The following is a 22,041-nucleotide window of genomic DNA, read 5'->3' as shown; positions in this document are numbered from 1 at the left end:
TGTATTTGTAGCACTCTCGTGTCGCAGTCCCTGTCCAGATTGAGAGGTGGCCTTCATGAACAACATCATCTACATCGTTGGGGTCGTTGTGATCGTCGTGGTTATCCTGTCGTTCCTCGGGTTTGCATAACTTCGAAGACCCACTGAACGATTGCCGGGCACCTTGCAGATGCATCTGTGCTGCGAAAGCAATCAGGCCTTGACCCAGCGCTGACGGCTCCAGCTGCTCAATGTATCGACGGCGAGTACCAGTAACAGCATGGCCAGAATAACCGTGCTGGCTTGCGCTTCCTGGAACAGGCTGAGGCTGACATAGAGCATTTGCCCCAAACCACCTGCACCGACGAAGCCAAGCACACTGGCCATGCGGATATTGTTTTCCCAGCGGTACAGGATGTAGGCCAGTAGCTGTGGCAACAGGTTGGGCAGGGTGCCGTAACAGAACGCCCATACGGCGTTGCCGCCCTGCAGGCGGATGGCTTCGGCGGGTTCTGGTGGGGTGTTTTCCAGCGCTTCGGCGAACAGCCGACCGAGCACGCCGGTGGTGTGCAGGGCTAATGCCAGGGTGCCGGCATTGGGGCCGAGCCCAGCGGCAAGGACCATCAGCGCGGCCCACACCAGTTCCGGAACCGCGCGCAAGGCGTTGAGCACCAGACGCGACGCGCTCTGCAATGGCCAGCCGAAGCGCCCGGCCGCGGGCAATGCCAACAGCAGGCCGAATACCGCCGCGAGCAGGGTGCCAAGGGCAGACATGGCAATGGTTTCCAGGGCGCCGTGGCCGATGGCTTGCAGATGGCCGGAGCTCAAGTCCGGGCTGAGAAAGCGCTGCGCATAAGCACCCATCTGCTTCAGGTTGCCGGCACCCCCGAGCTCACCGAGGTCAATGCCCAGGTAGATGAACGAGGCGACCACCGCTGCGCCGATGCAGAGCAGCAGTGCCAGATTGATCAGGCGATTCATGCCAGCCTCCAGCGCAGCAGGCGGCTGAGTTGATCGGCGAGCAGCACCAGCACAAGGAACGTCAGCAACAAACTGGCCACTTCACCGCCGGCGAACATGCGCAACGACAGATCCATTTGCTGGCCCAGACCGCCGGCACCGACAAAGCCCATCACCACCGAGGCGCGGATTGCGCATTCCCAGCGGTACACCGTGTACGAGAGCAACTCCGCAGCGACATTGGGCAGGATCCCGTAGCAAAAGGCTGCGAGCCGACCGCTGCCCGATTGCAGTAGCGCGTGGGCCGGACGCTGGTCGACCGATTCGAAAATTTCCGCGTAAACCTTACCCAACATGCCGCTGTAGGTAATGGCAATGGCCAGCACCCCGGCCGTCGGGCCGAGGCCGACGGCGCGCACGAACAGCAGGGCCCAGACGATTTCCGGCACGCTGCGCAGAAAGATCAGTAAACCGCGTATGGGCCAGCGCAGCAGTTGGCCCCAATAACTCGGGTGACCGGCCCGGGAGGCAGCAGACAGCGACAGAGCACGGCTGGCCAACAGGCTGGCGGGGACTGCCAACAGCAACGCCAGGGCCATGCCCGCCGTGGCGATGGCCAGGGTCTGCAGGGTGGCTTGCAACAGCAGCTCAATGAACTCTTCGCCATGGGCCGGTGGCCAGAAGGCGGATACAAACCGGCCCATCTCGCTCTGACTGTCACTCGCCACCAGCACGCTGAGGTCCAACTCGCTGAAATGGATGCCCGGCCACAGCAGGGCAAGGGCCAGCAAGGTGAGCAGCAGGCGGGGCAGGGCGGCGGGATCTCGGGTATCACGGGTCAGCATCGGGGAATTTGCACACTCAAGGGCGCCGGAGCAATCGGTGGGGACAGCAATTGTTCGTTGGCGTAGAGCTTGTCGAGCAACTCACGGTCGACTTCGCTGGCCTGAAGGTCGAACAGGATCTGTCCATCACGCAAGCCGATGATGCGCGAAAAATGCGCCAGGGCCAGCTCCACCGCGTGCAGGCTGGCGACCAGGGTGACGTTGTGCTGCCGGGCATGGCGACAGAGCACCGAAAGCGTGTGTTGGGCCAACACAGGGTCCATGGCCGATACCGGCTCATCGGCCAGCAACACCTCGGGCGCTTGGTACAACACGCGGGCAATGCCCACGCGCTGCAGCTGTCCGCCGGACAGTTGCTGGCATTGCGCGAACAACTTGTCACTCAGGTCCAGCCTGGCCAATGCCGCGCGTGCGCCCGGAATATCCAGTGGATGCAGCAGGTTCAACAGGCTCTTGCCCAAACCCCACTGACCCAGCTTTCCGGCCAGAACCGCGGTGATCACGCGTTGGCGCGGTGGCAGGGGAGGCGATTGATGGATCAGGCCGATGCGAGCGCGCAGACGCTGACGCTGACGGGCAGATAGCCGCCAGGCGTGCTCGCCGAGCACCTGCAACTCGCCGTTGCCCGGTCTCAGGGCGGTGGCCAGCAGGTTGAGCAGGCTCGACTTGCCTGCGCCAGACGGGCCGATGATGGCGACCTGTTCGCTTGCACCGATATGCAGGTCCACGCCACGCAGCGCCCGGACGCCGTTGGCGTGGGTAAGGCTGACCTGGGTCAGACGCAATGTCATTTGAGCAGTTCGGCGGCGAGTGCGGCTTCCTCGATGCCTTTGTAGTTTTCAGGCTTGGTTTCGATGAATCGGCTGGCGGCCTGCAGATCCAGAATTTCCTTGTCCTTGGGGTTCGCCGGATCGAGAGCCAGGAAGGCAGCCTTGATCTTGGCCGCCAACGCTGGGTCGAGGGTCCCGCGCACTGTCCAGTTGTAGTCGAAGTAGGCCGGGGTGGTCGCAAACACCTTGACCTTGGTGGTGTCGACCTTGCCGGCGGCGACCAGTTTTTCCCACACGCTGGCGTTCAGTACCCCGGCGTCCACCTTGCCGGCCTGGACCCAGGCGACAGTGGCGTCATGGGCGCCGGAGTAGCCCACGCGACTGAAGTAGGTTTCTGGCTTGATGCCGTCCTTCAACATGAAATAACGCGGCATGAGACTGCCTGAAGTGGAGGACACCGAGCCAAATGCAAAGGTCTTGCCCTTGAGATCGGCGAGGGACCTGACGGCAGGGTCGGCGGTGATGAATTTGCTGGTGAATTGGGCGTCCTGTTCGCGCTGTACCAGTGGAATGGCATTGCCGGTTTTCAGGCGTGCCTGCACGAACGTGAAGCCGCCCAGCCAGGCCAGGTCGATGCGGTCGGTGGCCAGCGCCTCGACCACGGCCGGATAGTCGCTCACGGGCACGAACTCGACCTTCATGCCCAATTGTTGTTCCAGATAGGCGCCAAGCGGCTTGAACTTGCGGAGCAGTTCGGTAGGGGCTTCATCGGGAATCGCGCTGACTTTCAGCGTATCGGCAGCCTGCGCCAACAGGGTGCAAAATGACAGGGTCAAGCCGATGGCCAATGCCAGGGTGCGCTTGAGCATGGAAGATCTCCGGTGTATTAACGAAAGAGTGTCAAGGCGCCTGACATAAGCTAATGCTGCGTGGCGCTGTGTGAGGGTAGACGAAAGGAGCGATATTGACCGGTTTTGGCCCAATTGCAATCTGTTGTATCGACCGGTTGAATCCACAACCCAAAACGGTCAATTATCGGAGCGCATAACCCCGTTTGTGAGATCACCCTCGGCCAGCATTTGCATCATGATGTTTCTCGCCCCTCCGGCATTTTGCTAATTACCGTCCGCCACCTTGCGTTCTATCTCCGCTACTTTTCGCCTGAGCTCTTCAGCCTCCCGCTCCTGGTTTCGCGCTTCATCTAAACTTTCGGCGTCACTGTCGCTGTCCTCAAGCTCTCTTTCGACCACATCGACGGGTTTGCCAGACGTATCGGCAGGCGGGACGTTCGAGGTCGTTTCTGATTCGTCGTCATTAACATCGTCATTGTTCATTTCGCTCACCTCCATTGACCTACACATTAGATACAGCGGTATGAAGGGAGTTCGGGTTTTCAAGTATTTGTGGCTAGGCCCGGATCACCGGCCACAACATCATTTTCGTCGATGATAAAGACCCGCTTCGTCACGGCTTTCAACTCGCCTGATCGGTTGCATAATGGTACTAGGGTTTTTTGAGCTTTTGCCGTTAGCATGACGCTTTAAAAGCGCACCAGATGACAGATTGGCTAACGTAACCGAGTGGGTCGAACATTGATCGAGCGACGTCAATTCAGCGGAGGCATGAAAGGAAAAAACCTCCGCTATCTGAATGAAAACCCCAACGGGCCTACCCAGATGGTACGAGCAGGCTTTCTGCTGCTCGAGCATTTCTCGCTGCCCGCGTTCACGCAAGCGCTGGACACGATTGTCACCGCGAATCTTCTGCGCCCCGGCTTGTTCTCTTCCCGAACGTTCGGCTTGAACGAGGGGGAGGTCATCAGCGACTTGGGCCTGGTCATTCGGCCAGACGCACGTATCGATTCTTCAGCCATTCACGACCTGGACCTGCTGGTCATTTGCGGCGGCTACAGGACAGAACTGAAGACGACTGATGAGTTCATCAGCCTGTTGCGAGCGGCGGCAGATCAGGGCGTCAGTCTGGCCGGGTTGTGGAATGGTGCGTGGTTCCTGGGCAGCGCAGGCTTGCTCGATGGATACCGTTGCGCCATTCACCCCGAACATCGTCCCGCACTCGCGGAAATCTCCAAGGCGACGCATGTCACCAGTGAGCCCTATGTCATCGATCGAGACCGGCTCACCGCTTCCAGTCCCTCTGGGGCATTTCATATGGCGTTGGACTGGATCAAAGAACTGCACGATAAAGCCCTGGTCGAGGGTATCGAGGACATTCTCGCTTTCGAGGAGTCTCGCTACCGGCGTATTAAACCGGCTGAAAACATCTGTGTGAGCGCGCCGTTGCGAGAGGTGGTCAAGCTGATGGATGCCAACCTCGAAGAGCCTCTGGAGCTGGAGCAACTGGCGGTCTACGCGGGCCGTTCCCGGCGACAACTCGAACGCTTGTTCAAGGAGCAGCTCGGGACAACGCCGCAGCGATATTACATGGAGCTGCGCATCACCGAAGCGCGTCGACTGCTTCAGCACACAGAGCTATCCCAGGTAGACGTGCTGGTTGCCTGTGGCTTCGTGTCGCCCAGTCATTTCAGCAAGTGCTATAGCTCGTACTTCGGCTACAGGCCTTCCAAGGAAAAACGGCTCGTTAAATAATCACTGCTTTTTTGCGTACCAGTGAGGATCTCCCTGAATGAGTGATGCCCGGTGGCGGACGCTCGTTGGAGCAGGGCCACCGGACATGTCCGCAGGCTCAGCCCTTGGCCGCCATCGCGGTCACTTCCACGCGCATGCCTTCGACCGCCAGGGACGCCACGCCAACGGCGGCGCGAACCGGCCACGGCTTGGCGAAGAAGCGTTTGTAGACTTCGTTGAAAGCGGCGCGGTCGGCCATGTCAGTCAGGTAAATGGTCAGATGCAGCACCCGGTCCATGGAACTGCCGGCAAGCTCCAGCGCTACCTTGAGTGCTTGCAGAGTGCATTCACTCTGCTCGGCGATGCCACCCAGTTCCAGGCTGCCGTCGGCGCGAGTAGGGATTTGAGTGGAGACCAGAAGGCCGCCGAAACCGGCGACGTCGGAGGAGATGGATTCCGGGTCTGGGTCGGGGAGAAAGGTGAGGTCGTGGTTTGCCATGGGGGATCTCTTGTTTGAGGTGGTGAAGAGGGGCGACCAGCCTGGCATCGCCAGCTGGCTCAGTCTGGGGCGTCCAATAAGGCAATGCCTTTTTGAACGGCCAGTTTACAGTCCCATCGTCGTGCCGTTCATGAATTGGCTCGAAAACCCGGAAGGGCGGGCAATCCATCAACGGCAATGAGTTCCCTATAGGGCCTCGCAAACCGACTATTCGCTCAGTGAATCGAGAGCCTTTGCCTGTTCGTATGCTGCAGCGTGTGGTTGTGCTCGAGGACGTACAACCCAATCAGCAATGGATTCCGGTACTGCTGGAGGTTCAGGGGATTCACCAATCAGTGCGAATATTCGGGCAGGGTCTACGACTTTGCGCGAGCGGTCGATCAAGAGTGCCTTGACATTGGCCACTGCCGAAACTTTTGATCCCACCATGAAAACATGCTGGAAATAAAACCATTTTTCATCCCAGTAAAGCAGTTGGGTCTTAACGAGAGTTGCAGATACCTGCACCCGAAATGCTATGTTATGGATTGCCGCGCGGAGACATGGACATCGCTCTCGAACTGCAAGTAATTAAATAAAAACCAAGGACTCGGATAACTTCCGGCATCTGATAACTACAGGGAAAATAGATCAATGCCTAATGCGGTTTTTGTCAGCAGAACCATTCTGTTTGGAGATTGTGATCCGGCGGGAGTGGTGTACACCCCGCGATTTTCATATTTTGCAGTGGAAGCTATTTATGGAGCGCTTGATAAGTGGTTGGGAACACCCGGGCTTAGAACGCTGATGGGTTTTGATGTGTTACCACCCGTACGCGCCATGTCATTGGAGTTACTGACTCCCCTGACTTGGGATGATGAGTTGGACATCAAGGTTAGCGTCGCCAAGCTAGGGGTTCACTCCTTCACGTTTTTGGTTGAAGGATTTGTCGGCAACGAGACACTATCGTTTGTCGCGAATGTCACTCATGTTTGTGTCTCGCCTGAAACCAAAGACATTGTTGCCATTCCAGCACCGCTGAGAGCGCTTCTTTCATAACTCGCCTGCGATCGCAGGCTCGCAAGCTCGACAGCTCCTACGGATCACATGACGCCTCAGCCGGTATGGAACAGCTGACGGATCAAGTTGGGCGTACTGCCAGTCCAGCGCTTGAACGAGCGGCGGAAGTTTGCCGCATCGTTGAAACTCAGGTACTCGGCCACTGCTTCATTGCTGAACCCCTTGATCTGGTACAGGTACAGGGCCACGTGCTTGCGCACCAAATCTACCTGCTGCTGGAAACCGGTGTCGTGTTTCTGCAGTTTGCGCTTGAGGGTGGCGGGGCTCATGGCGAAGGCCTGGGCGGCTTGTTCCAGGCTTGGGGTGTGGCGCACGTGGCGCTGTAAATAGCGGTACATGCCGTCGAGAAAACTCGACGTGCAGCCCAACTGTTGCAGTTGCCCCTGAGCTTCCTGACGGGCGACCTGGCCAGCGGTGGCCGATGCATCGGGCCATCGCTGGGCGAGAAATTCCCGGGGGATGCGCATCAGGTCCAGAGGCCGGTTGAACTGAGTGTGCTCGCCCAAATGCACCCAATATTGCTCGATGTAACGGGGCTCGGCATGGCTGAAACTGCATTCCCACGGCAAGCGCTGGCCGCTCAGCGCGCGACTCATGGCCACCAGCGAAGTCATGCTTGCTTCCAGCAGAAAACGCCATTGTTCGCCGGCCCCGCAACTGTCCAGCCAATAGAGATAGGCGTGTTTTTCATCCAGCACCAATCGCGGCGTCATCAACGGGCTGAGCAGCGCCTGTTGTTGCACCAGAGTATCGAGTGCCTGGTGCAGGTTTTGTGCATGGCGCAAGGCGTGGCTGGCGGCGCCGTAGTGGCCGGGCAGCAGGCGCTGACCGAACAGAAAACTGCTGTCGTCGGCATCCAGCAGACGTCGGCTGTTGCCGATCAGCGCGAAAAACTGCAGGGGGCTGAGGCGGGTCTGACCAGCCAGAATGTCTTCATGAAACAGCCCGGTGCCGCGTAGCAGACGATGACTGTCGATGTCCCGGGACAGCGCCAGATCGATCAGGGATGCCGGTTGATAATGCCCGGGGATGAAACGGCTGTCGGATTCGTACCACGTGGTTTTCAGGGTCATGGCCGGGCCTCAAGCCGTTCTGGCCAGAGGCTGCTTGGCCCGGGCCAGCGCCAGGTTAAGGCGCTTGAACAGGGCGTCTGGCGACTCGTTCAGCGCCATCACCACCGCCGTGCTCGCCGACAGTTGCAAGCGTTCGCCGTGCTGTCGGGTTTTGTGCGCCAGGCCCTGAACCGCTTGTTGCAGTTCCAGCGCCAGCAACCGTGCCTGGCTCTCACCGGTATTGGGCAGCAGCACCACGAAACGATCGCCGGCCAGTCGGCAGAGCAAGTCCTGGCGCCGCAGATTGAGCAGCAGCAAATGACTGAGCGCTTGCAACACGGCGTCGCCTTCGGCATACCCGAAGGCCTGATTGATGGCCGAGAAGTTGTCCAGGTCCAGCGCCAACAGCGACAGCGGCTGTTGTTGGTCGTGGCTTTCCTCAAAGCTGCCGGCCAGTTGACGCTTGAGGTAATCGGCGCCGCCCAGTGGCGTGAGCTTGTCGAACAACCGATGCTCGCGGAACAGCCGCTCGCGTTTCTCCATCTGCGCGCTGATTGCCAGTTGTTCGCGGTGCCAGTGATAGATGCCGATGGTCAGCAGGATCATGCCGACCGGCATCGGCCCGGACTCGAGCCAGTGATCCCAAGTGATGCTGTCGGGCAGGCGGATGAACTCGTCGAGGCTGTCGATCCACCAGGAAAAAAAGATCCCGCTCAAACCCAGCGCCAGGTAATTGGTGACGCGCCCGGCCGGCCGACTCTTGAGCACCAACCCCAACCAGACCAGCGCCAGCAGCGCCGAACCGCCCTCACCGACGATGTCCAGCCAGACCCATTCGCTGACCGGTTTCACCTCGCCGCAGGCCAAATGCAGAAGCAACCCCAGGTTGGCGGCCAACAGCAGCAGGGCGAGTTTCCAACGGTGAGGTTTGAGCACTGAGAACATGGCCGCGATCCTTTGGCGAAGAAGCAATGCGCGCCAGCACAGCAGATGTTTGTGACAGTCGGGTGACGGGGGGGGGAGGTCGAATCAGCTCATGGTCCTGTGGAATTTTCTGGCGAGTGAGGACCTGTGGCGAAGGCGCTTGCTCCCGCTGGAGTGCGCAGCGCTCCCCAACTTCAGTGGGTCAGGCAAAACCCATGCGGCCGCTGCGCGACCGAGCGGGAGCAAGCTCCCTCGCCACAGAGTCCGTATCGATCGTATGCAAACAAGTCATTTCAGCTCACTTCCCTCCCCGAAACCCCGCAAAACCCCGGTTTACCTCACCTCCCGCCACCCCCTGTCACAGAACCGTCATCCCCCGTCCCTAGCGTGCCCTCCCAGTTGCCGGGCCTCTTGCCTGGCGTTAACGGACTCTTGGGGGAGGACATTCATGTACAAGCGCAGCAGCACCGCCGGAGTCGTCGGCTTCACGCTCACCGCCCTGGCCATGGCCATCGCCAGTGAACGCCTGAGCGCCGCCGAAGCCGTGGCGAACACCGAACACGTCGAAGTGGTGGGCCAGGCGGCGAGCATTGATCAGGCGCTCAAGGAGCAGCGCAGTTCCGACAGCATCAAGAGCGTGGTGCATGCCGACGGCGTGGCGCAGTTGCCGGACGAGAACGTTGCCGAAGCGGTGCAGCGCCTGCCGGGCGTCAGCGTCGAGCGCGACCAGGGCGAAGGGCGGTTTGTCAGCGTGCGCGGCCTCGGTCCGGATCTGAACAGCGTGACCATCAACGGTACGCTGGTGCCATCGCCGGAAAGCGAACGCCGGGCCGTGGCCCTCGATGTGTTGCCCTCGGAATTGGTGCAGTCTTTGTCGGTAATCAAAACCCTGACCCCGGACATGGACGCCAATTCCCTGGGCGGCACCGTGGATGTGAAAAGCCTCTCGGCCTTCGATCACAAAGGGCTGTTCTACACCGGCAGCAGCGAAGCCAGTTACGACAAGAATACTCACCAGACCAGCCCGAAATTTTCCGGCGCCATCAGTGATCGCTTCAGCCTTGGCGATGGCATCGACAACTTCGGCGTCGCCGCCGCGCTGAGTTGGCAGAAACGCGACTTCGGCTCGGACAACGTTGAAACCGGCGGCGCCTGGGACTTCGAGCAAAGCGCCAAATTGCAGGAGTTCGAGCAACGCGATTACGACATCCGCCGTGAACGCTCCGGTGGCGGCCTGAACTTCGATTACAAACCCGACGACCTCAGCAGCTATTACCTGCGCACCCTGTACAGCCGCTACAAGGACAGCGAGACGCGCAATTCCACCAGCCTCGAATTCGCCGACCCGCTGGCGGCGGGGGAGTTGGGCGACGCCGAAGGCTCCCGCAAACTCAAGCAGCGGGAAGAGACTCAGGAAATCCAGTCCTACGTATTGGGCGGCGAGCGTATGTTCGGCCTCTGGACCCTCAGCGGCCAGGCCGGCTACAGCCGCTCCAGCGAGGACAGCCCGGGCCACATTGCCAACGCCGCGTTCAATGGCACCGAGGACTTCGCCGACAGCGGTTTCTACGACACCGAAAAGCCGCGGCCCATCATCGGTCAGGGCTTCTACAACCCGGACAACTTCAGCCTCGACAAGATCGACTGGGAAAAGCAGAAAACCACCGACACCGAGAAAAACCTGCGCCTGGACCTGGCCCGCGATTACGACCTCAGCGGCTATGCGTCCCAGGTCAAATTCGGCGGCAAGGTCAGCCGCCGCAACAAAGACAACAACCTCGACGCCTGGGTCTATGAAGATTTCGACGATCTGGGTTTCAGCGATGAACAGCTCAACCTCAGCCGCTTCCAGAAAGGCACCGTGGATTATCGCCTCGGCCAGTTCGGCCCGGGCATCAGCGGTAGCGCCATCAAGCAGTTGATCGGTGGCCTGAACCAGGCGGACTTCTACGACGAGACCGAATCGCGGGTCAACGACTTCAAGATCAGCGAGGACATCAACGCCGGCTACCTGATGAACACCATCGATATCGATGACTGGCGTTTCATTGCCGGCCTGCGCTACGAAGGCACCGAGTTCGAAGCCAAAGGCACCGGCGCCACCGACGGCGAGTTCCAGTCCACCGAAACCAAACGCCGTTATCACCACTGGTTGCCGGGCCTGCATGCGCGCTATCAACTGGACAAGAACACCCAGGTGCGCGCGGCCTGGACCAAGTCCGTGGTGCGCCCGACGTTCGGTCAACTGGCGCCGGGTTTTGTCATCGACGATGACGAGGCGAGCTTCGGCAACCCGGACCTCAAGCCGCTGGAATCCAGCAACCTCGACCTGGGCATCGAGCACTACATGGGCCATGCCGGCACGGTCTCGGCGTTCGTGTTCTACAAAGACATCAAGAACTTCGTCTACAACACTGACCTGGCCGGCACCGGTGCTTGGGCCGATTTCTCCGAGGCCCATACGTTCGCCAACGGCGACAGCGCCAAACTCTATGGCCTGGAGCTGGCCTACTCGCAGAAATTCGACTGGTTGCCGGCGCCCTGGAACGGTCTGCTGCTCGGCGCCAACACCACCTTCAGCCGCTCCGATGCCGAGATCGAAGGCTTCGACGCCGCCAGTGGTATCAACCGCAAGCGCAGCATCGATTTGCCCAATCAGTCCGACACCGTCGGCAACCTGATGCTCGGCTGGGAAGACGACAAGCTGAGCCTGCGTCTGTCGGCCAACTACAAATCCGATTACCTCTTTGAGCTGGCCTCGATCAACGACAAGGCCCATGACCTGCACGTCGATGCCCAGACCTTCGTCGATTTCAGCGCGCGGTATTCGCTGACCAAGAACCTGCAAGTCAGCTTCGAGGCGCAGAACCTCACCGACGAGCCGTACTTCGTCTACACCGGCAACCGCTCCTACAACGGCCAATACGAAGAATACGGCCCGACCTACAAGCTCGGCCTGACCTTCACCCACTTTTAAGCCCCGGGGCGGCAGCCCGGTGCTGCCGCCCTGATGGATGCACGACAAGGACTTTGCCTGTTCATGAGTATTTCGTGGTTACCCAAACAGGGTCTGCTGACCACCCTGATGAGCTTGACCATCGGCCAGGCCATGGCGGCCGCGCCGAACCTGAGCCTCACACCCTGGGCGCCGAACCTGGCGGTGGACGCGGTAGCGTTTTTGCCCGCCGGCACCGGTCCTGAACGCCTGGCCGCCAGCGAACGCGACGGCTTGCTGCTGCTCGACGCGCAAGGCAAGGAGCTGGCGCGGCTGAAAGGTTCGTTCAGCAGCCTGGACAGCCGCGCCGCCGGCCAACACGTCTTGGTGGCCAGCCTCGACAACGCCCGTCAACAAGCGCTGCTGGTCAGCCTCGATCCGGCCAAGCGCAGTTGGGGGCAACCGGTGTATCTGCCAACGCGGGATTACCCGGTAAACGGCTTGTGCCTGTACCGCGACGAAGCCGGCAACCTGTTCCTGTTTCTGGTGGGCGAGGAGGGCAAGGGTGAGCAATGGTTGGTGGGCAACGGCGCCACTTTGAACCCGCAACCGCAACGGGTGCGCGGTCTGCCGCTGCCGCCATCGGCACAGTTCTGCCAGGTCGACGACGCGGCCAATCAATTGGTGGTCAATGAGGAGAACGTCGGTTGGTGGGCCTACCCGGCGCATGCCGAAGCCGATGTAACGCGCACGCCGGTGGCCATGCGCGAACCGTTCGGCGAGATCAAACAGGCTGCGGGTGCGATGGCCTTGATGCCCGGTGGCATCGTAGGACTCGATCCGAAAGTCGCGCAGTTGCATCTCTATCAGCAGCAGGGTGAACGCTGGACGGCTCAGGCCACCTTGGCGTTGCCGGGTTTGAAGGAACCGGAAAACCTCGCCCTGCGCCCGACGGCCAAAGGCTTGCAAGTACTGCTGCGCGACGATGATGACGGTCGTCTGTATCAGGGCGAACTCAACTGGCAAACCACGCCGATGCCCTTGGCGCCGGTGCTGGCGAACGTAAAGGCAATCAGCCAAAGCGACCCGGTCGGGCGCCAGGGCGATGCCGCGGATGATCCGGCGATCTGGATTCATCCGCAGCAACCCGCCCTGAGTCGGGTGCTGGGCACCAATAAAAAGCAGGGGCTGATGGCGTATGACCTGCAAGGCAAGCTGTTGCAGGAGTTGCCGGTGGGGCGGCTGAACAACGTCGATATACGGCCGAATTTCAAGCTTGGTCAGCAGACCGTCGACCTCGCGGTGGCGAGCAATCGCGATCACAACAGCCTCAGCCTGTTCAGCATCGACCGCACCAACGGTGAGTTGCGCGAAGCCGGGGAGATCCCCACGCCGCTCAAGGACATCTACGGCATCTGCCTGTTTCAACCGGCCAGCGGCGAAATCTACGCAATCGTCAACGGCAAGGACGGCACCTTCCTGCAATACCGCTTGAGCGCGCCGAACGGCAGCGTACAGGGCGAGCTGGTGCGCCAGTTCAAGGTCGACAGCCAACCTGAAGGCTGTGTTGCCGACGACCAGCGCCAGCGCCTGTTTCTCGGCGAAGAGGATGTCGGCGTGTGGGCGGTGGACGCCCGCGCCGATCAGCCAGCGACACTCAGCAGCGTGATCAAGGTCGGTGCGCAGTTGCAGGCGGATGTGGAAGGGCTGGCGCTCTATCAAAGCGCGGCGCAGGACTATCTGGTGATCTCAAGCCAGGGCAACGACAGCTATGTGGTGCTCGATGCCGAACCGCCGTTTGCGTCTCGCGGTGCATTCCGCGTCGGGCTGAACGCGGCGGCGGGTATCGACGGCGCTTCGGAAACCGATGGCCTGGAAGTCACTTCGGCCAACCTCGGCGGTCCCTGGAGCCAAGGCATGCTGGTGGTGCAGGACGGCCGCAAACGCATGCCCGAGCAAACCCAGAACTTCAAATTCGTGCCCTGGGCCGAGGTCACCAAGGCGTTGAAATTGCCCTGACCCGGCCAGTCATCAACCTGTCATCACTATTTCATCGAATAGCTCAACGGCCGTCGCGCATCGACGGCCCGAGAGCGCCAGACAAGGAGTTTCACCATGCAAGCGACACTGGAACACATGACCATCTGGGGCCTGATCAGTGACGCCAGCCTGCTGGTCAAAGCCGTCATGCTCATCCTGTTACTGGCGTCGGTGCTCAGCTGGTATCTGATCATCCAGCGCAGCGGCGTGCTGCAACGTCGCGAGCGGCAGCTGAACGGCTTCATGCAGCGCTTTCGCAGCACTGCGGACCTGTTGCCGCTGTACCGCGAAACCGCACAGAGCACTGACAGCGAAGCCGGTGTCGAGCCGATTTTCCATGCCGGGTTTCAGGAGTTCAGCCACCTCAGGCAGCACTCGGGCAACGCGGCCGACGTGGTGCTCGAAGGCGTTGAACGGGCGTTGTACGTGGCCATCAGCGAGCAAGAAGTCCGCCTGGAGAAGGGCTTGCAGTTCCTCGCCACGGTCGGTTCCGTCAGCCCTTATATCGGCCTGTTCGGCACGGTGTGGGGGATCATGAATTCCTTCCTCGGCCTGTCCCAGGTGCAGCAGGCGACGCTGTCCACCGTGGCCCCGGGCATCGCCGAGGCCCTGATCGCCACGGCCATCGGCCTGTTTGCCGCCATCCCGGCAGTGATCGCCTACAACCGTTTTTCGGCGCGCAGCCAGACCCTGCTGACTCGCTACTACGCCTTCGGCAATGAACTACAGGTGCGCTTGCATCGCACCTTGCATGGCACGCCGATGAACCTGGCCGTCGCAGCCTGAAAGGAGAATGCAGATGCTCGTCAGACCGCAACGCAAGCACGGGCCCAAGGCCGAAATGAATGTGGTGCCGTACATCGACGTGATGCTGGTGCTGCTGGTGATTTTCATGGTCACCGCACCGATGCTGACCCAGGGCGTGAAGATCGAACTGCCCAAGGTCGCCAGTGAAGCGTTGGCCACCGATACCCGCCAGCAAATCCTTACCCTGTCGGTGAAGGCCGAGGGCGGCTACTACTGGAACCTCGGCGGTGAACTGGATACGCAGCACCAGACCGACAGTGCGGTGGCGCTCGACGAGATGCGCGCCAAGGTCGCGCAAATCGTTGCCGAACGCCGTGACACTCAGGTTTACATTCGCGCCGACAAGGACGTCGGTTACGGCAGCGTGGTTGCAGCCATGGCGGCATTGCAGCAGGGCGGTGTGAGCAATCTCGGGCTGGTGACCGAGGCCCCGCGATGACGGCGATGATCATGCCCGGTCCATCCATGACGTTGCGGGGCGCTGCCCGCAGCGGGTTCTGGAAAAACAGTCTGGCGGCGAGCCTGGCGGTAGGGGTGCATGCCATCGTGCTGGCGTTGTTGGTGCACGGCTGGTCGCTGGAGAAACCGCCCATCGAACAGCCAGCGGTGTTGAGAACGCAACTGGTGATGCTGCCACCGGCGCCGCAGCCACAGGCGCCTGAACCGGTTGCAGCGCCGACGCCGGAACCGGTTGCCGAGGCGCCCATCCAGCCCGTCAAACCTGCGATCGATCCGCAGATCCAGGCGCAAAAACTTGAACAGGCCGTTCTTGCGCGCAAACGCATCGAAGACAAAAAACGCGAACTCCAGGCCGAGCAACAACGCCAGCGTCAGGAGACAGAAAAACGTACTCATGACCTCGAACAGCAGCGCCAGGCCCAAGAGCAGGCACAACGCGCCGAACAATCGCGTTTGGCCGCCGAACGCGCGCGTCAGCAGGCCGCCCAAGTGGCTGCCGACAGCCGCCAATACCTGCCCCTGAGCAAGGACGCGCCGGACTATCCGCAACGGGCGCTGGATAAAAACATCGAAGGCGATTGCACCGTGGAATACACCGTCAATCCCCAAGGCAACATCGAGAACCCCAAGGTGCTGGACGGTTGCCATCCGTTGTTCATGCGTCCGTCGCTGGCCGCCGCCAACACCTTCCGTTACCAGCCGAGAATCGTTGACGGCCACGCGGTTGCGGTGCCGGCCGTGCGCAATACCTTTCACTATCGGATCAAGTAAGCGGCTCCCATAGCGGATCGGCGGTCGTGAGATAGACTGATCAGCGGGCATCGATCGGTGGGGGGGGGATGACAGGTGGCGCGCTTCAGATGGATTCGCTGATCACGGCGGCGGCCCGTGCGCTCGCAACGGGTGATCCCCTCGGTGCGCTGAACCGCATCGCCTTGCGCGACGATGCGCCAGCCCTCGCGCTTCGCGGCATCGCGATGGCGCAGTTGGGCGACCTTGTGCGCGCGAAGACACTGGTGCGCAGCGCCGCACGTGCTTTCGGGCCGAAAGAGGCGTTGGCCCGGGCGCGGTGTGTCGTCGCCGAGGCCGAGATCGCGTTCGCCTCGCGGGATCTGAACTGGCCAACCAAGGCACTCGACGCCGCGCGGGCGACGCTTCAGGCGCACGGCGACTGGGTCAACGCCGCCCATGCACGGTACCTCGAGATCCGCCGCTTGCTGCTGATCGGGCACCTCGACGAGGCCGAACACCGGCTCGCCGAACTCGATCCAACGTCGTTACCACCCGCATCGAGAGCGGCCTACGAACTGGTCGTGGCGGGCATCGCGATGCGTCGCCTGCAAACAAAAGCGGCGCGCGTTGCACTCGAACGGGCCGAGCGCGCCGCACAACACGCCGCTATCCCCGCGTTGACGGCAGAGGTCGAAAGCGCCGCCCGCATCCTCGACACGCCGGCGGCGCGGCTGATTGTCGGTGGCCAGGAACGTCCGATGCTGCTCGATGAAATTGAAGCGTTATTGGCATCCCCTGCGCTGGTCGTGGACGCGTGCCGGTATGTCGTGCGCGATGCAGGCTCGTCGGTTTCACTCGCCCGGCGGCCGGTGCTATTCGCGCTCGCCCGAGCGCTAGGCGAAGCATGGCCCGCCGACGTGCCGAGGGAGACGCTGATTGCGCGTGCCTTTCGGATGAAGTTCGCGGATGACTCTCATCGTGCGCGGTTGCGCGTCGAACTCGGGCGGCTGCGCGCGGCGCTGCACCTGATCGCCGATGTCGTCGCGACCCGGCGAGGGTTTGCGCTGGTGCCGCGCGTTGCGCGTGACGTCGTGGTGCTGGCGCGGCCTGTCGAAGAGCAACATGCGACGCTGCTCGCCTTCCTCGCCGACAGCGAATCGTGGTCGAGCTCGGCCCTGGCGTTGGCGCTTGGCGCCAGTCAGCGCACCGTGCAACGAACCCTCGACACGCTGGCGGCTGCCGGCAAGGTGCAGTCATTCGGTCACGGCCGGGCCCGTCGCTGGATGACTCCGCAGGTTCCGGGATTCGCGACGGTATTGTTACTCACTGGGTTGCTGCCCAATGACTAGCATCCACTTCACCCACCCAGTGAATGCAGTCAGTAAATGAGGAGCAAGACATGAAACATTCAACAGCCCAAATTATCCGCGAATACGGACCCTTTCCAGGCGTCGACAGCGTGCATGGCGTTACCCATGACGGTCAGCGCGTCTGGTTTGCCTCCGGCGACAAACTCAACGCCCTTGACCCCGCGAGTGGCAAGACGCTGCGCTCGATCGATGTCGCGGCCCATGCCGGTACAGCCTTCGACGGTCAGCACCTGTTTCAGATCGCCGAGGATCGCATCCAGAAAATCGACCCGCAGACCGGACGTGTGCTCTCCACCATCCCCGCGCCCGGCGGCGGCGGTGACTCGGGGCTTGCATGGGCCGAAGGGACGCTCTGGGTCGGCGAATATCGCGAGCGCAAGATTCATCAGGTCGATCCCCAGACCGGGGCAGTGCTGCGCACCCTTGAATCCAACCGCTTCGTCACCGGGGTGACCTGGGTCGAGGGCGATCTGTGGCACGGCACCTGGGAAAGTGACGAGAGTGAGTTGCGGCGAGTCGATCCGGCCACGGGCGAGGTGCTGGAGAGCGTCCAGATGCCAGCTGGCATCGGGGTGTCGGGGCTCGAGTTCGATGGCCACGACCGGTTTTTCTGTGGCGGCGGCAACAGCGGGAAGGTGAGGGCGGTGCGCCGGCCTGAATAAGCCTTTGCGGTGCAAGTCCGGGCCGATAACCAGCGTTTGCTCGAACGTTTTCGGTGCACGGAGCCGACCTGTTTTGCCGATGGTCTGGGCCAGTTGCTCAGAAGTCTTGAGAGCGGCGACCGGTGAGCCCCGGGGTGTATAACTTATGGCGGAAAGTTAGCGGCTACAGGATTAGGTCGTATAACCGGATGGAACTGTTGCAGCAGGCGTACCGTCAATCGAGGACAGGGCCACCAGAGCTGAACGAGAGGAAACGCCGAGGTGCTGGAGGCCATTATCCTTCGACCCCATAACGGAGGGCCTCTCCATGAGGATCGCTCAGATCGCGCCGCTCACCGAACGTTGTCCGCCCCGTTTGTACGGTGGCACTGAGCGGATCGTGTCTTACCTGACCGAAGAACTGGTGCGCCAGGGCCATGATGTCACGCTCTTCGCCAGCGGCGATTCGCAAACCTCGGCACGTCTGGAGTCAGGCGCGCACCAGGCCCTGCGGTTCGATCCACGCATCAAGGACGGGGCGCCTCATCACATCCTGATGCTTGATCAAGTCCTGCGGCAGGCGGATCAATTCGACGTGATGCATTTTCATGTCGATATCTTCCATTTTCCGTTGATTCGACACTTGGCCGGGCGCAGCGTGACCACGCTTCATGGGCGTCTGGACCGGTGCCGCCAAAATCGCCCGTCGGCTGGGTGAGCCGGAGCGGGCCCAGCGCCTGAAATACAAGGCTCAACGCTTGCGCGAAGAATTCGATACGCACTTTTTCGACGAAGAGCTGGGTACTTATGTATTGGCTCTGGACGGCAACAAGAAGCCTTGTCGAATCCGTACCTCCAATGCCGGTCATGCCCTGTTCGCGGGCGTCGCTTACCCGGAACGCGCGGCATCGGTCGTCAGCGCCCTGATGGACCGCTCATCCTTATCTGGCTGGGGCGTGCGCACTGTCGCGTCTTCCCAGGCTTCGATGATTCAGTCATGTCTGGGGATGAGCTTCAGTCCGAGGAAGTTCAACATCCTGTTCGACGAACCGGTGCTCCCGGCGTTTCTGGACACCATCGCCTTGCGGCGTTTGGCTGTGGGGGGGGGAATCTGTGGACTTGATGCTCAGGCGCTCGGGGGAAAACGTCATGATCGAGGTTCTCAATCGTCAGGGCCCGGTGCGGATCTTGAGTACCAGTCAGGAAGATGGACGCCAGCGTGTCAGAAGGTGAACGCTTGTCCCGACCGTGACCAATGCTGAGCCATTTCAGTCTCCAGCAGATGCTCAACCAGCACATCATTCAAAAAGCGGAACTGATCGTTGAGCCCAACCACTTCGTTACTGAAGTGGTTGGTTGCTGCCGGCATCAGCAAGGCCTCGAAGTGCTCGTCGAATACCAGCGCGACTGCTTTGCGAGACACGACTTGCTGCGAATAATAGTTGCTGTCGAACACCGGGAAGCTCACGGCTAGGCTGACGGAGTGAATCATGATTTCGGCTCCTGGGTTTGACCGATATCCAGTACGAAGCGGGAAAACAGGGTCAGGGTGACGGCCGTCAGGGCCAGGCAGGTCAGGAGATGGATCAACATGATTTGCCCCTCCGGTGCGGGGTTTGATTGGGATGGGATTAATCCTGCACCTGACGGTTTTTTTGCGGAAGGCATTCGCGGCGATGGTGAATATTGATGTGAATGATGGTGGCGATCTTCGGTGGTCTTGAGGGCGCCATCCATTCATCTGACGGACGGCCCCCGCCCCCGACCTATACTCAAATCAGTACGCTTTTTAGCGTCGAACACTCCGTTCGGCGAAGTCCGTAGGACGCCGCGATCTTGAACCTGCGTTCGCTGATCGTCGCTGTGTTAGTGATATTGGCGGGATGCGCCACGCCCACGCCTGTCCCGGTAATCGTGGTGCCGGTGGTGGTGTCCCAGAGCACCTGGCAGCAGGTGGACCGGGAGATTGTCGCCGCTTCGCAACAGGCCACCGAACAGGCCAGGGTCTACGCCCGCGGGTCCATGGAGCACTGGCGCACGCGGGTTTACCAGCAGACCGAAGAAGTCTTCATCCCCTGGTTCAGCAGCTACTGGACCCAGGAATGGCTGTCGATGAAAGTCAGCTGGTACACCATCAATGCCGGGGACGAGCAGGATGCAACGACCCAACGCCTGGCGGCCTATCTGCTGGAGCAATATCACCGGCGGGTGCTGGAACCAGTGGCGGTGGAGATCGATCCCGACGCGATCCTCGGCCAGGCGACAGAGTTTTATGTGCAGCTGATGGGTCAGCAACTCGACGTTATTTCCAAGCGTCATGGCGTGCCCATGGCGCAGCTCAACAGTCGTGTCCAGAAAATTCCGGCTATTTCGCTGGGCCCACCGTCCACCCGTGACGCTTCGCTGTACCAGGTGGTGCATGCCGAACTGAGCAAATTACCGGCCTACCTGGCGCTGATCGAGAAGATCCACACGGCGGGCGGCGAGAAGGGCATTGCTGCGACGGACGCCGGCATGGCGCCGGTGGCCAAGCGTGCCAGTAAGCGAATACAAGCCGAAATGGCCCCCCGAGGGGCGGCCAGCGCGGTGGCGGCTGTGGCAGGGAAGGCGGCCGGGGCGTTGATTTCCTTGGGTGTGGCGGGGGTGCGCGCGATTATTCAGGCCAACGACCGGCCCGATAGCGAGGCACTGATTCGCAGCAGTCTGGGCAATTCATTCGACAAGGCATGGGTGAAGCTGGTGAATAACCCCGCCACCGGCGTCATGGCCGGAACGCTGTACATGGCCAGGCAGATCGAGGGCAGCCTGGCCGCCACCATCGAACAGCCAGTTGAAGAATCAGTGGAACAGTCAGTTGAACAGTCAGTTGAACATTCAGTCGGACAGCCAGTTGAACAGCCGGTTGAACAGCAAGTCGAGCCGTCGGTCGATCAGAACGCGGGATCTGTCGATTTTAGCCACGTTGATTCGACTACCCAGCGGATCACCCCATAACCCGAGGAGAACGATCATGGCTTATGTCGATGGCTTCGTCGCTGCAGTACCCACCGCCAACCGCGAAAAATTCAAGCAACACGCGCAATCCGCCGCCGCGATCTTCAAGGAAAACGGTGCACTCAGCCTCGCCGAATGCTGGGGCGATGACGTGCCCGATGGCAAAGTGACTTCGTTCCCCATGGCGGTAAAACTCAAGGAAGACGAAACCGTGGTGTTTTCCTGGATCGTCTGGCCCGACAAGGCTACCCGTGATGCCGGGATGGCGAAACTCATGAGCGATCCGCGGATGCAACCAGACGTCAATCCGATGCCGTTCGACGGCCAGCGGGCGATATTTGGCGGTTTCGAGATGCTCGTCAAAGCCTGAAGTGGCAGCAGGGTCATTCCGGCGTCGGGGTGGTCCTGCAGCTTTTGCGATTACGAATTTCGCTGTCCGACGGTCGCTCTTTGATGAACTCGAAGCGCGGCTCACCTTCGTTGTAGTGAACCAGCCAGCCCCATTCCAGCTCGAACTCATCCTGGCCGGGCTTCGGTGGCACGGCCCACCATGGCTCTTTACTGATGATCTGACGCATGGCGCCCTCCCGTCGATTCGGTTGCTTCAACTATAACGCGCATGTCGGCAGGTGCCAGAAATGCACTTGCTGGCGTGGTATCCCTTTGTAAAATCAAAGGGTCCCCGAAGCCTTGAGGTGGCAGACATGAGCGATGAATCCCGCGAGCCGTTCAAGCGGCTGTTCTTCGCCCTGAACTGCGCCCCCGAACAACGCCGGGCCATCGCACAATGGCGCGGCGCGCTGGCGCTCAACGTCGGGCGCCCGGTGCCGGCGGAGAACTTTCATCTGACGCTGCTGTTTCTCGGCACGGTGGGGATGGCGCAGATAGCGGGCGTCTGCGAGGCCGCCGCCAATGTGCGGATGCCCGGCGTGCCGTTGACGGTTGTGCTTGATCGTCTGGAAGTCTGGCGTCGCTCCGGGGTTCTGTTGCTGGCGCCCGCGCAGGCAGAACCGCAGTTGCTGCAGTTGGTGTATGCGCTGGAGCAGGCCATGTTGCCGTTCGGCTTTGAAGACACCCGCCGGGAATTTCGCCCGCATTTGACCCTGATGCGCGACTACCGGGCGCCGGTCCCCGAATCCGCTACGCCGCCAGAGTTTTTCCTGCGTGCTGACCGCTTCACCTTGTTCGAATCCCATAAAGGCCGGTACCGGGCGCTGGCCGAATGGCCGCTGGTCTCGGCATAAAAAAAGGCGCCCGAGGGCGCCTGAAGTTCACCTTAACCGAGGAAGCCAGGTGAAGCCGTTCTTTAGAGAGGAGTGCAGCGGTGGTAAGGCGCTGCGTGAACGGAAAAGGAGAGAACACCTCGGTCCTGCATTGGTCTGTGGTGCTC

Annotated in this window: 25 protein-coding genes; 14 read left to right on the top strand and 11 right to left on the bottom strand. The window is 61.0% G+C overall.

The window, feature by feature from the left end; all coding sequences use genetic code 11:
• Positions 1-192: 192 nt before the first annotated feature.
• From phnE to PSH88_RS17790, 5 genes are all read right to left on the bottom strand, one after another.
• On the bottom strand, positions 193-960 hold the full coding sequence (phnE, locus tag PSH88_RS17810; RefSeq protein ID WP_305421794.1) for a phosphonate ABC transporter, permease protein PhnE: 768 nt from the start codon (positions 958-960) through the stop codon (positions 193-195).
• A complete protein-coding gene (locus PSH88_RS17805; RefSeq protein ID WP_305421793.1) occupies positions 957-1,784 on the bottom strand; it encodes a PhnE/PtxC family ABC transporter permease in 828 nt (275 codons plus the stop codon). The genes phnE and PSH88_RS17805 overlap by 4 nt, the downstream gene beginning before the upstream one ends.
• A complete protein-coding gene (locus tag PSH88_RS17800; RefSeq protein ID WP_305421792.1) occupies positions 1,778-2,575 on the bottom strand; it encodes a phosphonate ABC transporter ATP-binding protein in 798 nt (265 codons plus the stop codon). Before PSH88_RS17800 ends, PSH88_RS17805 begins: the two co-directional genes overlap by 7 nt.
• Positions 2,572-3,423, bottom strand: coding sequence for a putative selenate ABC transporter substrate-binding protein (locus tag PSH88_RS17795; RefSeq protein WP_305421790.1), 852 nt, complete (start codon positions 3,421-3,423; stop codon positions 2,572-2,574). Before PSH88_RS17795 ends, PSH88_RS17800 begins: the two co-directional genes overlap by 4 nt.
• Before the next feature lie 246 nt (positions 3,424-3,669).
• On the bottom strand, positions 3,670-3,888 hold the full coding sequence (locus PSH88_RS17790; protein ID WP_030128964.1) for a hypothetical protein: 219 nt from the start codon (positions 3,886-3,888) through the stop codon (positions 3,670-3,672).
• A 258-nt stretch (positions 3,889-4,146) separates the two neighbouring features.
• Between PSH88_RS17790 and PSH88_RS17780 the strand changes: the two genes are divergently transcribed.
• Positions 4,147-5,160: a GlxA family transcriptional regulator gene (locus PSH88_RS17780; protein ID WP_305421789.1), complete on the top strand. Its 1,014-nt coding sequence runs from the start codon at positions 4,147-4,149 to the stop codon at positions 5,158-5,160.
• Positions 5,161-5,257: 97 nt separating this feature from the next.
• On the opposite strand, the gene PSH88_RS17775 is transcribed toward PSH88_RS17780, so the two are convergent.
• On the bottom strand, positions 5,258-5,638 hold the full coding sequence (locus PSH88_RS17775) for a RidA family protein (RefSeq protein ID WP_305421788.1): 381 nt from the start codon (positions 5,636-5,638) through the stop codon (positions 5,258-5,260).
• A gap of 207 nt (positions 5,639-5,845) precedes the next feature.
• Entirely contained in the window at positions 5,846-6,067 is a 222-nt protein-coding gene (locus PSH88_RS30510) for a hypothetical protein (protein WP_370694707.1), read from the bottom strand.
• 204 nt (positions 6,068-6,271) lie between these two features.
• Between PSH88_RS30510 and PSH88_RS17770 the strand changes: the two genes are divergently transcribed.
• The gene (locus tag PSH88_RS17770) at positions 6,272-6,676 is read left to right on the top strand and encodes an acyl-CoA thioesterase (RefSeq protein ID WP_305421786.1); all 405 of its coding nucleotides are present in this window, start codon (positions 6,272-6,274) and stop codon (positions 6,674-6,676) included.
• 56 nt (positions 6,677-6,732) lie between these two features.
• Here PSH88_RS17770 and PSH88_RS17765 read toward each other — a convergent pair whose 3' ends face one another.
• On the bottom strand, positions 6,733-7,770 hold the full coding sequence (locus PSH88_RS17765) for an AraC family transcriptional regulator (RefSeq protein WP_305421785.1): 1,038 nt from the start codon (positions 7,768-7,770) through the stop codon (positions 6,733-6,735).
• Positions 7,771-7,779: 9 nt separating this feature from the next.
• Positions 7,780-8,694 carry a GGDEF domain-containing protein gene (locus PSH88_RS17760; protein ID WP_305421783.1) on the bottom strand — a complete coding sequence of 305 codons (915 nt, stop codon included), beginning with the start codon at positions 8,692-8,694 and terminating at the stop codon, positions 7,780-7,782.
• Between the two features lie 427 nt (positions 8,695-9,121).
• Between PSH88_RS17760 and PSH88_RS17755 the strand changes: the two genes are divergently transcribed.
• The 9 genes from PSH88_RS17755 to PSH88_RS17715 all read left to right on the top strand — a co-directional run bounded on the left by PSH88_RS17755 (position 9,122) and on the right by PSH88_RS17715 (position 18,919).
• The gene (locus PSH88_RS17755; protein ID WP_305421782.1) at positions 9,122-11,650 is read left to right on the top strand and encodes a TonB-dependent receptor; all 2,529 of its coding nucleotides are present in this window, start codon (positions 9,122-9,124) and stop codon (positions 11,648-11,650) included.
• 63 nt (positions 11,651-11,713) lie between these two features.
• On the top strand, positions 11,714-13,627 hold the full coding sequence (locus tag PSH88_RS17750) for a phytase (RefSeq protein WP_305421781.1): 1,914 nt from the start codon (positions 11,714-11,716) through the stop codon (positions 13,625-13,627).
• A 96-nt stretch (positions 13,628-13,723) separates the two neighbouring features.
• Positions 13,724-14,434 carry a protein TolQ gene (gene tolQ / locus PSH88_RS17745; protein ID WP_305421780.1) on the top strand — a complete coding sequence of 237 codons (711 nt, stop codon included), beginning with the start codon at positions 13,724-13,726 and terminating at the stop codon, positions 14,432-14,434.
• Positions 14,435-14,447: 13 nt separating this feature from the next.
• Positions 14,448-14,894, top strand: a complete 447-nt coding sequence (tolR, locus tag PSH88_RS17740) for a protein TolR (protein WP_305421778.1) — start codon at positions 14,448-14,450, stop codon at positions 14,892-14,894.
• A complete protein-coding gene (locus PSH88_RS17735) occupies positions 14,891-15,685 on the top strand; it encodes an energy transducer TonB (RefSeq protein ID WP_305421777.1) in 795 nt (264 codons plus the stop codon). Before tolR ends, PSH88_RS17735 begins: the two co-directional genes overlap by 4 nt.
• An 89-nt stretch (positions 15,686-15,774) precedes the next feature.
• A complete protein-coding gene (locus tag PSH88_RS17730) occupies positions 15,775-16,995 on the top strand; it encodes a helix-turn-helix domain-containing protein (RefSeq protein WP_305421776.1) in 1,221 nt (406 codons plus the stop codon).
• A gap of 50 nt (positions 16,996-17,045) precedes the next feature.
• Positions 17,046-17,678 (top strand): Vgb family protein, encoded by a 633-nt coding sequence (locus tag PSH88_RS17725; RefSeq protein ID WP_305421775.1) that lies wholly within the window; start codon positions 17,046-17,048, stop codon positions 17,676-17,678.
• A 307-nt stretch (positions 17,679-17,985) separates the two neighbouring features.
• Complete coding sequence (locus tag PSH88_RS17720; RefSeq protein WP_305421774.1) at positions 17,986-18,375, top strand: glycosyltransferase; 390 nt, start codon at positions 17,986-17,988, stop codon at positions 18,373-18,375.
• Complete coding sequence (locus tag PSH88_RS17715) at positions 18,329-18,919, top strand: MGH1-like glycoside hydrolase domain-containing protein (protein WP_305421773.1); 591 nt, start codon at positions 18,329-18,331, stop codon at positions 18,917-18,919. The genes PSH88_RS17720 and PSH88_RS17715 overlap by 47 nt, the downstream gene beginning before the upstream one ends.
• On the opposite strand, the gene PSH88_RS17710 is transcribed toward PSH88_RS17715, so the two are convergent.
• Positions 18,880-19,149, bottom strand: coding sequence for a hypothetical protein (locus tag PSH88_RS17710; protein WP_305421772.1), 270 nt, complete (start codon positions 19,147-19,149; stop codon positions 18,880-18,882). The two genes, PSH88_RS17715 and PSH88_RS17710, sit on opposite strands and share 40 nt — an antisense overlap.
• Before the next feature lie 344 nt (positions 19,150-19,493).
• On the opposite strand from PSH88_RS17710, the gene PSH88_RS17705 reads away from it, so the two are divergent.
• Together PSH88_RS17705 and PSH88_RS17700 are read left to right on the top strand one after the other, a co-directional pair.
• Positions 19,494-20,651: a hypothetical protein gene (locus PSH88_RS17705; RefSeq protein ID WP_305421771.1), complete on the top strand. Its 1,158-nt coding sequence runs from the start codon at positions 19,494-19,496 to the stop codon at positions 20,649-20,651.
• A 16-nt stretch (positions 20,652-20,667) separates the two neighbouring features.
• On the top strand, positions 20,668-21,021 hold the full coding sequence (locus PSH88_RS17700; RefSeq protein WP_305421770.1) for a DUF1428 domain-containing protein: 354 nt from the start codon (positions 20,668-20,670) through the stop codon (positions 21,019-21,021).
• 13 nt (positions 21,022-21,034) lie between these two features.
• Here the strand turns inward: PSH88_RS17700 and PSH88_RS17695 are convergent, their stop codons facing one another.
• Complete coding sequence (locus PSH88_RS17695) at positions 21,035-21,229, bottom strand: hypothetical protein (RefSeq protein ID WP_305421769.1); 195 nt, start codon at positions 21,227-21,229, stop codon at positions 21,035-21,037.
• Positions 21,230-21,355: 126 nt separating this feature from the next.
• Here PSH88_RS17695 and thpR point away from each other — a divergent pair, with 126 nt between their 5' ends.
• Positions 21,356-21,895 (top strand): RNA 2',3'-cyclic phosphodiesterase, encoded by a 540-nt coding sequence (gene thpR, locus PSH88_RS17690; RefSeq protein ID WP_305421768.1) that lies wholly within the window; start codon positions 21,356-21,358, stop codon positions 21,893-21,895.
• Positions 21,896-22,041 lie beyond the last annotated feature (146 nt).

This window comes from Pseudomonas wuhanensis, from assembly GCF_030687395.1.
Classification (GTDB): domain Bacteria; phylum Pseudomonadota; class Gammaproteobacteria; order Pseudomonadales; family Pseudomonadaceae; genus Aquipseudomonas; species Aquipseudomonas wuhanensis.
The sequence above is the reverse complement of the archived record's forward strand: the minus strand, read 5'-3'. Positions and strand labels throughout refer to the sequence as shown.

Bases quoted from the DNA above. Each gene is read 5' to 3' on its own strand.
- PSH88_RS17750 (WP_305421781.1), top strand. From the start codon at position 11,714: ATGAGTATTTCGTGGTTACCCAAACAGGGTCTGCTGACCACCCTGATG.
- PSH88_RS17735 (WP_305421777.1), top strand. From the start codon at position 14,891: ATGACGGCGATGATCATGCCCGGTCCATCCATGACGTTGCGGGGCGCT.
- PSH88_RS17695 (WP_305421769.1), bottom strand. From the start codon at position 21,229: ATGCGTCAGATCATCAGTAAAGAGCCATGGTGGGCCGTGCCACCGAAG.
- PSH88_RS17805 (WP_305421793.1), bottom strand. From the start codon at position 1,784: ATGCTGACCCGTGATACCCGAGATCCCGCCGCCCTGCCCCGCCTGCTG.
- thpR (WP_305421768.1), top strand. From the start codon at position 21,356: ATGAGCGATGAATCCCGCGAGCCGTTCAAGCGGCTGTTCTTCGCCCTG.
- PSH88_RS17800 (WP_305421792.1), bottom strand. From the start codon at position 2,575: ATGACATTGCGTCTGACCCAGGTCAGCCTTACCCACGCCAACGGCGTC.
- tolR (WP_305421778.1), top strand. From the start codon at position 14,448: ATGCTCGTCAGACCGCAACGCAAGCACGGGCCCAAGGCCGAAATGAAT.
- PSH88_RS17715 (WP_305421773.1), top strand. From the start codon at position 18,329: ATGGGCGTCTGGACCGGTGCCGCCAAAATCGCCCGTCGGCTGGGTGAG.
- PSH88_RS17720 (WP_305421774.1), top strand. From the start codon at position 17,986: ATGAGGATCGCTCAGATCGCGCCGCTCACCGAACGTTGTCCGCCCCGT.
- PSH88_RS30510 (WP_370694707.1), bottom strand. From the start codon at position 6,067: ATGGTGGGATCAAAAGTTTCGGCAGTGGCCAATGTCAAGGCACTCTTG.
- PSH88_RS17765 (WP_305421785.1), bottom strand. From the start codon at position 7,770: ATGACCCTGAAAACCACGTGGTACGAATCCGACAGCCGTTTCATCCCC.
- PSH88_RS17755 (WP_305421782.1), top strand. From the start codon at position 9,122: ATGTACAAGCGCAGCAGCACCGCCGGAGTCGTCGGCTTCACGCTCACC.
- PSH88_RS17770 (WP_305421786.1), top strand. From the start codon at position 6,272: ATGCCTAATGCGGTTTTTGTCAGCAGAACCATTCTGTTTGGAGATTGT.
- PSH88_RS17795 (WP_305421790.1), bottom strand. From the start codon at position 3,423: ATGCTCAAGCGCACCCTGGCATTGGCCATCGGCTTGACCCTGTCATTT.
- PSH88_RS17730 (WP_305421776.1), top strand. From the start codon at position 15,775: ATGGATTCGCTGATCACGGCGGCGGCCCGTGCGCTCGCAACGGGTGAT.
- tolQ (WP_305421780.1), top strand. From the start codon at position 13,724: ATGCAAGCGACACTGGAACACATGACCATCTGGGGCCTGATCAGTGAC.
- PSH88_RS17775 (WP_305421788.1), bottom strand. From the start codon at position 5,638: ATGGCAAACCACGACCTCACCTTTCTCCCCGACCCAGACCCGGAATCC.
- PSH88_RS17710 (WP_305421772.1), bottom strand. From the start codon at position 19,149: ATGATTCACTCCGTCAGCCTAGCCGTGAGCTTCCCGGTGTTCGACAGC.
- PSH88_RS17760 (WP_305421783.1), bottom strand. From the start codon at position 8,694: ATGTTCTCAGTGCTCAAACCTCACCGTTGGAAACTCGCCCTGCTGCTG.
- PSH88_RS17790 (WP_030128964.1), bottom strand. From the start codon at position 3,888: ATGAACAATGACGATGTTAATGACGACGAATCAGAAACGACCTCGAAC.
- PSH88_RS17725 (WP_305421775.1), top strand. From the start codon at position 17,046: ATGAAACATTCAACAGCCCAAATTATCCGCGAATACGGACCCTTTCCA.
- phnE (WP_305421794.1), bottom strand. From the start codon at position 960: ATGAATCGCCTGATCAATCTGGCACTGCTGCTCTGCATCGGCGCAGCG.
- PSH88_RS17700 (WP_305421770.1), top strand. From the start codon at position 20,668: ATGGCTTATGTCGATGGCTTCGTCGCTGCAGTACCCACCGCCAACCGC.